Here is a 16,302-nt window from a genome sequence, read left to right as displayed (position 1 = left end):
TGAGATTGGTTTAATTGTATATCAAATATAACGAATTTTTTCTTATGAAAATGCTAATTTATTGCTCATTATTACTTCTTTAGATACTTCTTATAAAGGAAAAATACGCCAATGCTTATTAAGATAAATGGCCACAGATTAATGAAGAAGACTAAGATTGACTGTAAAATATACCAGCCGTTTTTCAGGGAGTCTATTATCTGGATTCCAAGATTTGGTTTGTAAGCAGCAGGATCTTTTTCGCCGGCAATTATTTCTTGTTTTATTGTTTCGTTTTGATAAAGCTGCAAAGTAACCGTACTGAAATTAATTTGATCCTGAAGTGATAAATTTTCTACTGTTCGGTTATCATTTGCTTCTTTCTGGTTTGCTAAGGTGTTCTCCGCTTCCATAATATCATTAATTTTTTTCCCTTTTTCATCAATCGCTTTTTCGACTCTTTTTTCGGTATTGGCACTTCTTCTTTGAGAAAGTTGATTTGATAATAATTTTAATGAAACATCGTCTGCTTTGATTACCCTGAAATCCAGAAAATCAATTTGTTTGGCAATAGTTTTTATGACCGTATCGAGCTGAGTATTAGGAACACGGATTATGATGTTGTTTTCTACTGTATATTTAGTAGTTTCAAGAGTGCTGTCCTGACTAATCTTAGTTTTAATCTGTTCCTGAATAGTACTTTGTAAGTTGGTGTACGTAACAAATCCGCCGAATTTTTGGGTGGCATTTTCAATTGCATAAGTTGACCTGACGACATTTTTAACCTTGAATTTGATGTCAGCTGTTCGGATGAATTTCTGTTTACTGTCTTTTTTTTCGACCGCTGCCGATGATGAAATAGCTGTGCTGGTTGAAACAGCTGTACTGTCGGTTGTTGCATAATCTGCTGTGGCTTCTGCGGTTGCATCTGCTTTTTTGCAGGAAAATAATACTGCGGTAACTACTAAGGTGGTCAGACCTAACTTTGCAATTGTTTTCATAAAGTTTTTAAATGTTGATTAATAAATAATTTTGATAAAGGGTAAGTAATGTTCTAATCAAATCGCAGGAAAATTTTTAATAATGAGTATTAATTCGATATACTAAAAAGTGTGCCAATATTTTTTTAAGATTGCCTTATTGAAGGAATAATTTTGTCGTAATTTTGAAATCTAAAATTGATTCATTTTTGAGAGTTTCCATTCACAAACACATTCCGGATCCGGAGCATTTTAAACAACAGCTTTTAAGTTGGTCACAACAATTTCGTGAGGTTGTTTTTTTAGATAGTAATACGTATCCGCAAGAATATTCCAGCTTTGATTGTATGATGGCTGTTGATGCTTTTACCTCTTTAAAAACAGATTTTTATAATGCGTTTGAGGATTTAAAACAGTATCAACTAACTACAAAAGACTGGCTTTTTGGCTATTTGTCTTATGATCTTAAAAATGATACAGAATCTTTAAAATCATTCAATTTTGATGGATTGAATTTTCCGGATTTATTTTTCTTTCAGCCAAAAAAAATCTTTTTATTAAAAGGGAATCGGCTTGAAATCAGTTACTTATTGTTGTGTGATGATGAGGTTGAAGATGATTTTGAAGAAATTATTCAAACTAAAAATGATTCTTTTCAAACTTTGGATAAAGTCGAAGTACAGCAACGAATTTCAAAAGAGTTATATCTTCAAAAAGTAATAAAAATGCTGGAACATATTCACGTAGGTGATATGTACGAAGCTAATTTCTGCATGGAGTTTTTTGCTGAAAATGCAGTTATAAATCCGCTGGAAAAATTTCAAAAACTGAATGAGATTTCAAAAGCTCCTTTCTCGGTTTTCTTTAAAAATAACAAACAATTTTTGCTCTCTGCTTCTCCGGAACGCTACCTGAAAAAAATGGGAGACAAAATCATTTCTCAGCCAATAAAAGGAACTTCAAAACGATTTTCAGATGTAAATCAGGATAAAGAGTCGAAACAAAATCTTGAAAACGATGCAAAAGAACGTGCTGAAAACATTATGATTACTGATTTGGTTCGAAATGACTTATCGCACACAGCGCAAAAAGGTTCAGTAGAAGTTACAGAACTCTGTAAAATTTATTCTTTTTTGCAGGTACATCAAATGATTTCTACAGTAACTTCAAAATTAGATCCGCAATATACTCCTGTGGATGTTTTAAAAACGACTTTCCCAATGGGAAGCATGACTGGGGCTCCAAAAATTTCGGTAATGAAAATTATTGAAAATCTGGAAGAAACCAAGCGTGGTTTATACAGCGGAGCAGTAGGCTACTTTACTCCTGAAGGAGATTTTGATTTTAATGTCGTGATTAGGAGTATTTTGTACAATCAGGAAAATAAATACGTTTCGTTTTCCGTTGGAAGTGCTATTACTGCTCAGTCTGTGCCGGAAAAAGAATATGAAGAATGTTTGTTAAAGGCCAAAGCAATGGCTGAGGTATTATCAGGTTCATTTTGAAAATAATAATTTAAAAGTGTTTATGTATGAAGTTAATCTTAAGGACTTATAATTTAAAATTAAAACACACTTTTAGAATTTCAAGAAAAACAATCGATTTTCAGCCTTCGCTAATAGTTGAATTGCAGGATGATGGATTTTCCGGATATGGTGAGGCAACTTCAAATCCGTATTATAATATTACTGTGGAAATTTTACGGGATGATATTGAAAAAATCCGTGAAATTATAGAAGAATCGTCTGGGGAAACTCCCGAAGAATTTTGGCAAAAAATAAATCCGTTTTTAAAAGAAAATCCTTTTGCTTTATGTGCTTTGGATAATGCGTATAATGATTTGTATGCACGTAAAAAAGGGAAAAAACTTTACGAATTATGGAATTATAGTATAACAAATAATCCGCTGACTAATTATACTATTGGAATTGATACTATAGAAAATATGATTGCCAAGATGAATGAGCTTCCGTGGCCCATTTATAAAATTAAACTTGGAACGCCGGAGGACATTGCTATTGTAACCGAGTTACGAAAACATACTGATGCAGTTTTTAGGGTGGATGCGAATTGCGCCTGGACTGTTGATGAAACCCTGAAAAATGCCATTATTTTAAAGAATTTAGATGTTGAATTCATTGAACAGCCTTTGAAAGCTAATGATTGGGAAGGGCATAAGAAAGTTTTTGAAAATGCTGTTTTGCCTGTTATAGCCGATGAAAGCTGTATCACAGAAGCAGATATTGCAAAATGTCACAATCATTTTCACGGTGTAAACATAAAATTGATGAAATGTGGCGGAATTACTCCGGGAAGAAGAATGATTGCTGAGGCAAAAAAACTAGGTTTAAAAACAATGGTAGGCTGTATGACAGAATCTACGGTCGGAATTTCCGCTATTGCACATTTACTCCCTGAATTAGATTATGTTGATATGGATGGCTCATTATTATTGGCGGAAGATATTGCGACTGGTGTAACCATAAAAAATGGTAAAACATATTATCCTGACACGAATGGAACGGGAGTGATTTTATTCTAATAATTCCTTTTAAAATAGTGTACCTTTGTAAAATAAACGATGCTGAGGAAGAACAGAAAAAACTTGAAACCTCAAACCTGAAACAAAACAAAAAATGACGAACAACGATATCTTAAAAAAACTTCGCGTGGCTTTAATGCTCCGTGATGATCAAATAGTTGAAATTTTAGAATTGGTAGATTTTAGAATTTCAAAATCAGAATTAGGGGCTTTTTTCAGAGCAGAAGATCATCCGAACTATATGGAATGCGGTGATCAGGTTTTGCGTAATTTTCTAAATGGATTGGTAATTCACTTGAGGGGAACGAAAGAAAACCCTAAAAATCCAAATGATGTTTTAGCAAAGCATAAAGCTGAGATTCCTAAAAGAGAATCCTCTAAAGACAGACCTGAATTTAGATCTACTCCAAAAGACTCAGAAAAATACAGAGGCGATCAAAGTCCGTCAAAGTCAGGTTCAGCAGCCGGAAAACCTAAGAAGAAATCATTCCCAAAAGGAAATGGAAAGCCATCGGTTGTGGAGAAAGTGGTTTATAAAAACGGTAAGAATAAGAAATCGTAATTTGTAAACTGTAAGGGGGGTAAGATGTAAGGTGTAAAATGAAGGTCTAACCGTAAGGTTCGCAAAGGATAAAATTAAAGTTCGCAAAGTTTTATTTAGAAAGCTTTGCGAACTTTGTGCTTATATTAGACATAGTAAAATAAAAAACTGTTTTTTCAAAACAAAAAAAAATCCACTCCGAAAAGGAATGGACTTTCTATATAAAATGATTTCTTGTTTAATTAAGAAAGAGCAGCTTTAACCTGGTCAGCAGCTTCCTGGAATTGAACTGCAGATAAAATCGGCATACCTGAGTTGTCAATTAATTCTTTTGCAATTTCAGCATTTGTTCCTTGCAAACGAACGATAATTGGCACATTGATAGCATCTCCCATGTTTTTGTAAGCATCAACAACACCCTGAGCAACACGGTCGCAACGAACGATACCTCCGAAGATGTTGATTAAGATAGCTTTTACGTTTGGATCTTTTAAGATAATGCGGAAAGCTGTTTCAACACGCTTAGCATCAGCAGTTCCTCCTACGTCAAGGAAGTTTGCAGGCTCAAAACCAGCGTATTTAATTAAGTCCATAGTTGCCATTGCAAGACCCGCTCCGTTTACCATACATCCTACAGTACCGTCAAGGTCAACATAGTTTAGACCAACTTCTTTAGCTTCAACTTCGATTGGATTTTCTTCAAGAATATCACGCATCTCTGCATAAGCTTTTTGTCTGTACAATGCGTTATCATCAATATTTACTTTAGCATCAACTGCTAATATTTTGTTGTCAGATGTTTTTAATACAGGGTTGATTTCGAACATAGAAGCATCAGATCCAATATAAGCATTGTATAGTGCATCAATGAATTTTATCATTTCTTTGAAAGCATTTCCGGAAAGACCTAAATTAAAAGCAATTCTTCTAGCCTGAAATCCTTGTAATCCAACAGTTGGATCAATTTCTTCTGTAAAAATTAAGTGAGGAGTGTGTTCTGCTACTTCTTCAATATCCATACCTCCTTCTGTAGAGTACATAATCATATTACGTCCTGTTGCTCTATTTAAAAGTACAGAAACATAAAACTCAGAAGTTTCGCTTTCGCCTGGGTAGTATACATCTTCAGCAATTAAAACTTTGTGTACTTTTTTACCTTCAGCAGAAGTTTGCGGTGTGATTAATTGCATTCCGATAATTTCGCTTGCAATTCCTTCTACTTTATCAATTCCTTTGGCAAGTTTTACTCCACCACCTTTTCCACGTCCACCTGCGTGAATTTGTGCTTTAACAACATACCAGCTTGTACCTGTTTCTGTTGTTAGTTGTTTTGCAGCAGCTACAGCTTCAACCGCATTGTTAGCCACAATTCCGCGTTGAACGCGTACTCCGTAACTTGCTAAAATTTCTTTCCCTTGATATTCGTGTATGTTCATAATATAGAATTTGTCTGGTTCTGAATTTATTTCAGAATAAAAGTGCGACAAAAGTAGCAAAATTGAACTAAAAAGTAAAATCTTTTTCAATTAAAAATAAACGAAGCCCGGTTTGTTAAATAAATCTGTTTCAAAGTTTAAAAAAGGTTAAACAAATATGTATTTATTGTTAATTTCAAGATGCTATAACGTTTTAGAATTATGCAAAAGCAGTGTATTTTCATCGTTGATTTGTTGATTTTTCTTAATATAATTTAAAACGGATTATCATTTTGTTAATTCATGATGCCTAATATAATATTATTATCATTTAAGAACCGTTTTTCTAATATTCCTATAAAAGTGTAAGCTAAAGTGTATTTTGGATGAATTATGTTTAATGAAATCTTTATTTTTGTAAAAAAAAAAATATCGAGAATGAAACTAAAAGAACAAGGCCTTTATTTGCCAGAATTCGAGCATGAAAATTGCGGAGCTGGTTTTATCTGCAATCTTAAAGGAGAAAAGACAAACCAAATTATTCATGACGCTCTTGAGATTCTGGTTAAGCTAGAACACAGGGGAGGTGTGAGTGCTGATGGTAAAACAGGAGACGGAGCTGGACTTTTAATTGATATTCCTCATGATTATTTCAAGAGGGTATGTGATTTTGAATTGCCGGCTGCACGTGAGTATGCTGTTGGAATGGTATTTTTACCAAAAATTAAAAATCAATATGATTTTTGTAAAGATATTTTTGAAAAAGAAATCAAAGCACAGGGACTTTCTATTTTAGGATGGAGAGAAGTACCGGTTGATTCTTCTCAATTAGGAGAAATTGCTTTGGCATCAGAACCAACTATTGAACAAATTTTTATTGGGAAAAACGAAGCTCTTGAAGACACTGTTTTTAAAGCAAAATTATATGCTGCCCGTAAAATTACGGAACATACAATCAGACATTCAAAAATTTCGCAGAGTTCTTATTTCTATCTTCCAAGTTTGTCTACTACGACTATAATATATAAAGGTATTATCATGCCTGAGGATATTGGTCCGTATTATACTGATTTACAGCAAACAGATTTAGTAACTCGTTTGGCGTTAGTACATCAGCGTTTTTCTACGAATACAATGCCAACATGGGAATTGGCTCAGCCGTTTAGATATATGTGTCAAAATGGGGAGATCAATACTTTGCGTGGTAACGTGAGCAGAATGCGTGTTCGAGAAGAAATTATGAAAAGTGAGGTTTTCGGACCACAAATCGATAAATTATTCCCAATTATTTTACCTGGTAAGTCAGATTCTGCTTCTATGGATATGGTTGTGGAGTTGTTAACGCACACAGGAAGATCATTGCCGGAAGTAATGATGATGATGATTCCTGAGGCATGGGAAAAACACAAAACAATGTCTCCTGAAAGAAAAGCATTCTATGAATATAATGCTTGTATCATGGAGCCATGGGATGGTCCTGCGTCTGTACCTTTTTCTGATGGGGATTACGTTGGAGCTTTATTAGACCGTAACGGACTAAGACCTTCGAGATATACGGTTACTAAAAGCGGTAAATTAATCATGGCCTCTGAAATTGGAGTTGTAGAGGTTTCTGCTGAGGATGTTGAAAGTCATGGTAGATTAGAGCCAGGTAAAATGTTCCTTGTGGACATGAATGAAGGACGTATCATTAATGACGAAGAAATTAAAAGCAAAATTGTTTCTGAAAGACCTTATCAGGAATGGTTAAACCAATACAGATTACACTTAAGAGATGTTCCTGAAACAGCAGATGTTTGTCCGGTTGAAACTAGTGATTTGCCTACAAGAGAGCGTCTTTTTAATTACACTTTAGAGGATATTCAGGATGTAATTACGCCAATGGCTCAAACAGGTAAAGAAGCTTTGGGTTCTATGGGGATTGATACACCTCTTGCTGTGTTGTCAGACAGACCTCAGTTAATTCCTAATTATTTCAAACAATTATTTGCTCAGGTAACTAATCCTCCGTTGGATGGAATCCGTGAAGAAATTGTGACTGATATTGCTTTGAATTTAGGTCAGGATCGTAATATTTTTGATATTACAAGCAAACAATGCCGTAAATTAAGAATTCAGAATCCGGTTATTTCTAACGGAGACTTAGAAAAAATCAGAACAATTTCTATAGATAACTTTAAAGCAGAAACCTTTAAAATTTTATATCCAAAAGCTGAGGGTATGAATGGTTTGGAAAATGCTTTAGATGCTATTATTGTACAAATTACAAAAGCTGTAGAAAGAGGAACAAATATTATTATTCTTTCTGACAGAGGAGTGAATAAAGAATTTGCACCAATTCCGGCTTTATTGGCTTGTTCATATGTAAATCATCAGATGAACCGTTTGCGTAAGCGTTCTTATTTTGATATTATCATGGAATCTGCAGAACCTCGTGAGCCACATCATTTTGCTACATTATTTGGATATGGAGCTAGTGCGATTAATCCTTATATGGTAAATGAAATTATTCGTGTTCAGGTTCAGGAAGGATTTATTACCGGAATTTCTGAGCAAAAAGCCGTTGATAATTTCAATAAAGCGATTGGTTCAGGATTATTGAAAATTATGAACAAAATTGGGATTTCAACATTACACTCTTACAGAGGTTCTCAAATTTTTGAAATCGTTGGATTCAATTCTAAATTCGTTGAAAAATACTTCCCATACACAACTTCAAGAATCGAAGGTATTGGGTTATATGAAATTGAAAAAGAAATTACAGAAAGATATAAATATGCTTATCCTGATAAACTAATTTCAAGCAGATTAGGTTTAAATATTGGAGGAGAATACAGATGGAGACGTAATGGAGAAAGACACTTGTTTAATCCTACTACGATTGCAAAATTACAACAGGCTGTTCGATTGAGTGATCAGAATAGTTATGATGTGTATTCTAATACAATCAACGATCAGGCTAAGAGTTTAATGACTATTCGTGGATTATTTGAATTTGATAATTTAAATCCGATTCCATTAGATGAAGTAGAGCCTTGGACAGAAATTGTTAAACGTTTTAAAACGGGAGCAATGTCTTACGGATCGATTTCAAGAGAAGCACACGAAAACTTAGCGATTGCGATGAACCGAATTGGTGGAAAATCCAATTCTGGTGAAGGTGGAGAAGACAGAAAACGTTTCCAGCCTGATGTAAATGGAGACAGTCGTAACTCGGCTATCAAACAAGTTGCTTCTGGACGTTTTGGAGTTACTTCTCACTATTTGTCAAGCGCAAAAGAAATTCAGATTAAAATGGCTCAGGGTGCTAAACCTGGAGAGGGTGGTCAGTTGCCTGGAGAAAAAGTATTGCCTTGGATTGCAGAAGCACGTAATTCAACTCCTTTCGTAGGATTGATTTCGCCTCCGCCACACCACGATATTTATTCAATTGAAGATTTGGCACAATTAATCTTTGACTTGAAAAATGCTAACAGAGAGGCTCGTATCAATGTGAAACTGGTTTCTGAAGTTGGTGTTGGAACAATTGCTGCCGGTGTTGCAAAAGCAAAAGCAGATGTTGTTTTAATTGCTGGTTATGACGGTGGAACCGGAGCTTCTCCTTTAACATCATTAAAACATGCAGGTCTTCCTTGGGAACTTGGATTGGCAGAAGCACAACAAACTTTGGTGTTAAACAACTTAAGAAGCAGAATTGTTGTAGAATGTGACGGTCAGTTAAAAACAGGTCGTGATGTAGCTATTGCTGCTTTATTAGGAGCTGAGGAATTTGGTTTTGCGACTGCACCTCTTGTAGCTTCGGGCTGTATCATGATGCGTAAATGTCACCTGAATACTTGTCCTGTCGGAATTGCTACTCAGGATAAAGATCTGCGTAAAAATTTCAAAGGAACTCCTGAGCACGTTATTAATTTCTTCTATTATGTTGCAGAAGAATTAAGGGGTATTATGGCGCAGTTAGGATTCAGAACTTTGGCTGAAATGGTAGGTCAGACGGATAAAATTAATTCTAATAAAGCTATTGAGCATTACAAAGCAAAAGGATTGGATTTGTCTTCAATTTTACACAGACCTGATGCTTACAAAAAGATGCCAATCCGTAATACTGAAAAGCAGGATCATGGATTAGAAGGTGTATTGGATTTCCAGATACTTAGAGATTCTCATCGTGCTTTGTACAGAAAAGAAAAAATGACTTTAGCTTATCCAATTAAAAATATTAATCGTTCTGTTGGGGCTATTGTAAGTAATGAAATTTCTAAAATATACGGTCACCTTGGATTGCCTGAGGATACTTTAAATATTAATTTTACAGGTTCTGCAGGTCAGAGTTTAGGAGCTTTTAGTGCTCATGGACTAACATTTACTGTAGAAGGGAATACGAATGATTATTTAGGGAAAGGTTTATCTGGAGCTAAATTAATTATTAAAAAGCCTGCAAATGCAACATTTGTAGCTGAGAAGAATATCATTGTTGGAAACGTTTGTTTATTTGGTGCAATTGAAGGAGAGGCTTATATCAATGGTATAGCCGGAGAGCGATTTGCGGTGCGTAATTCTGGAGCGATTGCTGTAGTGGAAGGTGTTGGAGATCACGGTTGTGAGTACATGACCGGAGGTAAAGTTGTAGTACTGGGTAATACCGGACGTAACTTTGCTGCAGGTATGAGCGGTGGTATCGCTTATGTCTATGATCCTGAACACAAGTTTAAAAACGGATTGTGTAATACGGAAACAATCGAATTTGAAACAGTTGAAGGTGCTGATGCTGAAGACTTAAGAAATTTGATCGAAAGACACGTTCTGTACACGAACAGTACGAAAGGAACAGAATTATTAAACGACTGGGCAGGAAGCTTGGACAATTTTGTAAAAGTGATGCCTACAGAGTACAAAAAAGCGTTGAAGCGTCTGGAGACAGAAGAACAAATGGTAGAAGAATTAACAGCATAATACAATGGGAAAAGTAACAGGTTTTAAAGAATTCGAAAGACAAGACGAATCATATATAGAAGTTAAAGAACGTGTAACGAATTATAATGAATTTACAATTCCTTTGAGTGAAGCTGAAATAACTACTCAGGGTTCTCGTTGCATGGATTGTGGTATTCCTTTTTGTCACAGTGGTTGCCCTCTTGGGAATTTAATTCCCGATTTCAATCACATGGTATACCAGGAAGAATGGCAAAAAGCCTCATGGATTTTGCATTCAACTAATAACTTTCCTGAATTTACAGGACGTTTATGTCCGGCTCCATGCGAAAAAGCATGTGTGTTGGGACTTATTGAAGAGCCAATTGCTATTGAAAATATAGAGAAAAATATTGTTGAACGTGCTTTTAAAGAAGGGTGGATTAAGCCACAGCCGCCAAAAGTAAGAACTGGTAAAACAGTTGCAGTGGTAGGATCAGGTCCTGCAGGTTTAGCGGCAGCTCAGCAATTAAACAGAGCAGGTCATACTGTTACTGTTTTTGAAAGAGATAATGCAATTGGTGGTTTATTACGTTACGGTATTCCAAATTTCAAATTAGAAAAAGGAATTATCGACAGACGTATTGCTATTTTAGAAGCAGAAGGAATTACCTTTAAAGTAAATACGAATGTTGGTGTAAATTATTCGGTTGAAGATTTAAAAGCATTTGATTCGATTGTACTTTGTGGCGGTGCTACAGAAAGAAGAGGTTTACCTACTCCCGGAGCTGATGCTGATGGTGTAGTTCAGGCAATGGATTTCTTAACACAGCAGACTAAAGTCGTTTTTGGAGAAAAAATCGAAAATCAGGTATTGGCTACCGGAAAAGATGTAATCGTAATTGGAGGTGGAGATACAGGTTCTGACTGTGTTGGAACATCAAACCGTCACGGTGCAAAATCGGTAACGAATTTTGAGATTATGCCAAAACCACCAGTTGGAAGAAGTGCATCTACTCCTTGGCCTTATTGGCCATTACAGTTAAAAACATCTACTTCACATAAAGAAGGTTGTGAAAGAGACTGGTTAATCAATACGAAAGAATTTATCAAAGATGAAAAAGGTAAATTAATAGCTTTGAAAACCGTAAAAGTAGAGTGGAAAATGGTTCCAGGGCAGCGTCCGGAATTAATAGAAGTAGAAGGTTCTGAACAAGTTTGGCCTTGTGACTTAGCTTTACTGGCACTTGGATTTACAGGTCCGGAAAAAACATTAAGCGAACAATTAGGACTTGAAATTGATTTTAGAAGCAACTATAAAGCAACTAATTATCAGACAAATGTCCCTAATATTTTTACTGCAGGAGATATGAGAAGAGGACAATCTTTAATTGTTTGGGCTATTTCTGAAGGTAGAGAAGCTGCTCGTCAGGTTGATATTTACTTAATGGGTAAATCAGATTTGCCAACGAAAGAAGGTGGAGATTTACCAGGAGTATAACAATAATGTTGTAAAATTTCTAAACGGCTGTCATTATTGACAGCCGTTTTGTTTTCTTTATATATATATTTTAATAAATTTTCGAATTGTTTAGAATTTAAATAAAATTTCCAAAAAGTTTAAAAAACAAACAATTTGTTACAATTTGTTATTTTTCTGTATTTAATTTGTTTACTTTCAAAAGAGTAATAAATTTGCTCAAAATAAGTTTAAAAATGCAAGCAAAAGATTTACTGCAGTTAGCAGACCAATTTGGAAGTCCATTGTATGTTTACGATGCCGAAAAAATCCAATCTCAGTACAACAGATTAACCAAAGCTTTTTCTAAAGTAGAAAACTTAAGAGTTAATTATGCCATGAAGGCATTGTCTAACGTTGCGATTCTTCAGTTATTAAAGAACATGGGGTCTGGCTTAGATACTGTATCAATTCAGGAAGTTCAGTTAGGACTTCACGCTGGCTATGATCCTGACAAAATTTTCTTTACACCAAACGGAGTTTCTCTAGAAGAAATTGAAGAAGTTGCCGCAATGGGTGTACAAATCAATATCGACAATTTATCTATTTTAGAGCAATTCGGAACAAAACATCCACATATTCCGGTATGTATTCGTATCAATCCACACGTAATGGCGGGTGGAAATGCTAATATTTCTGTTGGACATATCGATAGTAAATTCGGAATCTCTGTTCATCAAATTCCTCATATTTTGCGAATTGTGGAGAACACAAAAATGAGTATTGTGGGTATTCACATGCACACAGGATCTGATATTTTAGATATTGAAGTATTCTTGTATGCTGCTGAAATTTTATTCGATACAGCTAAGCATTTTAAAGATTTGAAATTCTTAGATTTCGGAAGCGGATTCAAAGTACCTTATAAAAAAGATGATATCGAAACAGATATTGAAGAATTAGGTAAAAAATTATCTAAAAGATTCAACGCTTTCTGTACAGAATACGGAAGAGATTTAACATTGATTTTCGAACCTGGAAAATTCCTGGTGAGTGAAGCAGGTCATTTCTTAGTAAAAGTAAACGTAGTAAAACAAACAACATCTACAGTTTTCGCCGGAGTTGACAGTGGTTTTAATCACTTAATTCGTCCGATGTTATACGGATCTTCGCACCATATCGAGAACATCTCAAACCCAAAAGGAAAAGAGCGTTTTTACTCTGTTGTAGGATACATTTGCGAGACTGATACATTTGCAAACAACCGTAGAATTCCGGAAATTACAGAAGGTGATATTTTAGCGTTCAGAAATGCAGGAGCATACTGCTTCTCAATGTCTTCGAACTACAATTCAAGATACAAACCGGCTGAAGTTTTATGGATGAATGGTCAGGGAATCCTGATTCGCCAACACGAAACATTCGAAGATTTGCTTAAAAATCAAATTCCGTTGCCAGTAGAAGCAACAGTTTAAAAATAAAAAAAAAGAGAATATCAATGATGAAGTCCCATTCCCGAAAGGTGAATGGGATTTTTTTGGGCATCTCCCTTCGGGTCGGCCTTTCAGCTATATTTTTTGTTTCGTTTTACTTCACAAAAGGATACAGCCTCTATCTCTGATACAGAATTACTCTTTAGATATAACTTGTTTTTAAATCAATTGTATTTTACCTTCTTCAAATATTCCTTTCTTCTAATTTATAATTTCAAAGAACTATAATTCCTATAAACTGTAAGATATTTTTCTTTATATTTATGTAAATGACTTTATGGTTTTTGAATTTTAATGTCTCGATCAAAATTTTTGGAAGTACATGTTGAATAAATTTAAAATTATTTACTATGAAATACCACACTATAATCCTTTTTAGCATATTTTCAATTCACTGCTTTTCTCAACATGATAGTCTAAACGTAAAACATGATAGTCTAAAAGTTAAAAAAGACAATCGATTTAAAGTTGCAGGTTCCGTATTTGCAGACAGTTTTCTTAGTATTCCTGGCGATTTTTCGGCCATGGGACATACCGTATCAAGTGACTGGAAAAGAACAGCTCTTTATACCGCAGGAATAATTGGTTTAATAGCTGTTGACAAACAAACTACGGACTTTCTGCATGATAAGATTGAACCCAATATAGATTATAGTTTACCGGAAATTAAAAGTACAATACCTCATGTAATCGGTGCCGACTCCTATATTGTTTATCCAATCATTGGGCTATATGCGGGCTCTTTAATTATTAACAACGAAAAAGGACAAGTTGCTGCTGTTAATGCTGCTAAATCTTTAGCTTACTCTTATGTTATAACTCAAATCGTTTTAAAAACGTTGTCATCAAGAAACAGGCCACAAAGAAAAATAAATGATGATAAACCTGTCGTAGAACCCTTTACAAAAAATCCTTGGGATTTTGGAAATTACGACAATGTTCACTTTGGACATGGAGGCACCGGTACATCATTTCCTTCTTTTCACGCGACTTCGTATTTTGCTGTTGCAAAAGTATTTCAAATGGAGTACAACAACTATTGGATACCTTATACATTTGTAACAGCAGTATTTCTTTCAGATATAAAAAGCCATGAACATTGGGTTTCAGACTTATTGGTAGGAGGCTTAGTAGGTACAATAATTGGGCGCTCTATAGTGATTAGCAGCCGTAAACAAAGGGCAAAAAGAAATAAATCTAGTGCTTTTAACTACGATCCTAAAAAACTGACAATGCACAAACAATTAATTCCTCAAATTTCAGGTTCTATGGTTGGATTTCATTTTATTGGGAGTTTTTAAATATTAAAAAACTCAATCCATCTGATTACGTAAATTATTGATTTTAAATTAGTAATAAAGCCAGGTTAAAATCAATAATTTTCAGTAAGGAGGTATACTAATACTTTAATAGCCTTTATCCGAGCTTTGGTATAGAAAACACATAGCTCAAAACTACAAATAGTAAACTAAATAAAAGAATAAGTGCGCTAATTGCGATAATATTCATTTTTTTGTTTACATCATAATCTGTCTCAGAATGATTTTTCTGCAAGTTAAATTCATGCTCGCTTTCAATTTTGGGATACTTGTTAGTCATAGTTATGGGGGGATGTTTTTGAAGTATAGTTGTTTAGATTAAAAATGATTTTTTTGGTTTTTCATTTTTTGATAATTTATTTTTTAATGCGGTTGATATACTATTTTAGCTTGATATAATTTCAAATTTTGTTAAAAAAATAATATTTTTTTTCACGGTTATTCAATGCTGAATTATCAGATTAAAACTGTATTATATTATTTTTTAATATTACTGATGATTTATTTTATTTATGATAAATGATAATTCATTTGATATAAATTATAAACCATAAACAATCAGAACATTGCTATATTGTTGATTTTTTTATTTAAGATCTAATACCCAAAAAATCAACAAAATTTTCATTAAAATTAATTTTGATTATTCGTAATGGGATTCTACGCAATCACTCATAATTAAATAAAAACCCGTTGGGTGAAATTAGATAAGTTGATTTTTAATATTATTTATAGGTCTGTCAAATATGAATTTATTGATATATTGAATTAAGGTCATTGCTAAAATTCTTGTTTTAAATCCTTCAAAAGATTTAGCATAATTTCTTCGAATTAAAAACTGGTCGCATAGTTGTGAAAATAATGTTTACTCATAAAATTTTATTGTTTTTTTAAAGGAATTCGAGATGTGCTTCGCAGTTCAATTCTTTTTCTGGATTTTCTAAAAATATATGGCTGTGGTTTAGAATCTTTTTGATTGATTCTTTTTGGGGTCTCCAATTTAATCTTAACCGATTGGAATAAATCTAATTGAAGGCTTTCTGAGAGATAGTCTCTATGTTTAAGGATAACACAATCAGATATTTGACTTTTAATATTCTTTAGAAATGAACATCGTGGACTGCTGCTTTTGTAATATCTAAAGAATGAAATATTCGAGATACAGAACAAATTCCGTGAAGCTTATATCCATAAAACCAGCTGTTTTGTGAAGTGCAAAAACCTTTGGAAGGAGCCGTTTCAAATTCGTCTTTACATATTTTTTATTCTATTATGACGTGAAAATTTACAGATTTCTAAAGGCATGCTGTCAAGGATGAAATAGTTTTCAAACTCCAAAAAACGGCTTGCTAATTTAATTCTGATTTCTTCAGAAAATAAAAACAATTTCCTTTTTCTTTTATTGAATTGACTACGTTCAATTTAGTCAGGAATCATAATGGAATTGATTTGTTTAAAAAGCAAATTTTCACTGTCAATAGACATAAATTCAGCCGTCAGACTAAGTGCTGCTATCTCTAAATCAGATATCTTGCCAATTTTGCAACCCTTGATTTAAAAACCCATTAATAATTCAAAGTACTTATAACTTCTAAAACCTTAAAATAATTTTTAACTATATTTGACATGTATATTGGTCAAGATACTGCTTTACAGTGTCTTG

9 protein-coding genes and 1 pseudogene are annotated in these 16,302 nt (G+C 33.9%); 7 read left to right on the top strand and 3 right to left on the bottom strand.

What is annotated here, in order from left to right:
• Positions 1 to 71 precede the first annotated feature (71 nt).
• Positions 72 to 980, bottom strand: a complete 909-nt coding sequence (locus tag GWR14_RS14220; protein ID WP_163409746.1) for a DUF4349 domain-containing protein — start codon at positions 978 to 980, stop codon at positions 72 to 74.
• A 188-nt stretch (positions 981 to 1,168) separates the two neighbouring features.
• On the opposite strand from GWR14_RS14220, the gene GWR14_RS14215 reads away from it, so the two are divergent.
• The 3 genes from GWR14_RS14215 to GWR14_RS14205 all read left to right on the top strand — a co-directional run bounded on the left by GWR14_RS14215 (position 1,169) and on the right by GWR14_RS14205 (position 4,063).
• Positions 1,169 to 2,464, top strand: a complete 1,296-nt coding sequence (locus GWR14_RS14215) for an anthranilate synthase component I family protein (RefSeq protein WP_163409745.1) — start codon at positions 1,169 to 1,171, stop codon at positions 2,462 to 2,464.
• Between the two features lie 26 nt (positions 2,465 to 2,490).
• Positions 2,491 to 3,501 (top strand): dipeptide epimerase, encoded by a 1,011-nt coding sequence (locus GWR14_RS14210; RefSeq protein WP_163409744.1) that lies wholly within the window; start codon positions 2,491 to 2,493, stop codon positions 3,499 to 3,501.
• Positions 3,502 to 3,595: 94 nt separating this feature from the next.
• Complete coding sequence (locus tag GWR14_RS14205) at positions 3,596 to 4,063, top strand: DUF1456 family protein (RefSeq protein WP_163409743.1); 468 nt, start codon at positions 3,596 to 3,598, stop codon at positions 4,061 to 4,063.
• 221 nt (positions 4,064 to 4,284) lie between these two features.
• On the opposite strand, the gene sucC is transcribed toward GWR14_RS14205, so the two are convergent.
• Entirely contained in the window at positions 4,285 to 5,478 is a 1,194-nt protein-coding gene (sucC, locus tag GWR14_RS14200) for an ADP-forming succinate--CoA ligase subunit beta (RefSeq protein WP_163409742.1), read from the bottom strand.
• 417 nt (positions 5,479 to 5,895) lie between these two features.
• Here sucC and gltB point away from each other — a divergent pair, with 417 nt between their 5' ends.
• The 4 genes from gltB to GWR14_RS14180 all read left to right on the top strand — a co-directional run bounded on the left by gltB (position 5,896) and on the right by GWR14_RS14180 (position 14,621).
• A complete protein-coding gene (gene gltB / locus GWR14_RS14195; RefSeq protein ID WP_163409741.1) occupies positions 5,896 to 10,410 on the top strand; it encodes a glutamate synthase large subunit in 4,515 nt (1,504 codons plus the stop codon).
• A gap of 4 nt (positions 10,411 to 10,414) precedes the next feature.
• Positions 10,415 to 11,869, top strand: coding sequence for a glutamate synthase subunit beta (locus GWR14_RS14190; RefSeq protein ID WP_163409740.1), 1,455 nt, complete (start codon positions 10,415 to 10,417; stop codon positions 11,867 to 11,869).
• A gap of 215 nt (positions 11,870 to 12,084) precedes the next feature.
• A complete protein-coding gene (lysA, locus tag GWR14_RS14185) occupies positions 12,085 to 13,302 on the top strand; it encodes a diaminopimelate decarboxylase (protein WP_163409739.1) in 1,218 nt (405 codons plus the stop codon).
• A gap of 368 nt (positions 13,303 to 13,670) precedes the next feature.
• The gene (locus tag GWR14_RS14180; RefSeq protein WP_163409738.1) at positions 13,671 to 14,621 is read left to right on the top strand and encodes a phosphatase PAP2 family protein; all 951 of its coding nucleotides are present in this window, start codon (positions 13,671 to 13,673) and stop codon (positions 14,619 to 14,621) included.
• A gap of 721 nt (positions 14,622 to 15,342) precedes the next feature.
• On the opposite strand, the pseudogene GWR14_RS14175 reads toward GWR14_RS14180, so the two are convergent.
• Positions 15,343 to 16,267, bottom strand: a pseudogene (locus GWR14_RS14175) (IS982 family transposase).
• Positions 16,268 to 16,302: the final 35 nt, after the last annotated feature.

Source organism: Flavobacterium ajazii, assembly GCF_010614725.1.
In the GTDB taxonomy this organism is placed as follows: Bacteria; Bacteroidota; Bacteroidia; order Flavobacteriales; family Flavobacteriaceae; genus Flavobacterium; species Flavobacterium ajazii.
The sequence above is the reverse complement of the archived record's forward strand: the minus strand, read 5'-3'. Positions and strand labels throughout refer to the sequence as shown.

Bases quoted from the DNA above. Each gene is read 5' to 3' on its own strand.
- GWR14_RS14220 (WP_163409746.1), bottom strand. From the start codon at position 980: ATGAAAACAATTGCAAAGTTAGGTCTGACCACCTTAGTAGTTACCGCA.
- GWR14_RS14210 (WP_163409744.1), top strand. From the start codon at position 2,491: ATGAAGTTAATCTTAAGGACTTATAATTTAAAATTAAAACACACTTTT.
- GWR14_RS14205 (WP_163409743.1), top strand. From the start codon at position 3,596: ATGACGAACAACGATATCTTAAAAAAACTTCGCGTGGCTTTAATGCTC.
- sucC (WP_163409742.1), bottom strand. From the start codon at position 5,478: ATGAACATACACGAATATCAAGGGAAAGAAATTTTAGCAAGTTACGGA.
- gltB (WP_163409741.1), top strand. From the start codon at position 5,896: ATGAAACTAAAAGAACAAGGCCTTTATTTGCCAGAATTCGAGCATGAA.
- GWR14_RS14190 (WP_163409740.1), top strand. From the start codon at position 10,415: ATGGGAAAAGTAACAGGTTTTAAAGAATTCGAAAGACAAGACGAATCA.
- lysA (WP_163409739.1), top strand. From the start codon at position 12,085: ATGCAAGCAAAAGATTTACTGCAGTTAGCAGACCAATTTGGAAGTCCA.
- GWR14_RS14180 (WP_163409738.1), top strand. From the start codon at position 13,671: ATGAAATACCACACTATAATCCTTTTTAGCATATTTTCAATTCACTGC.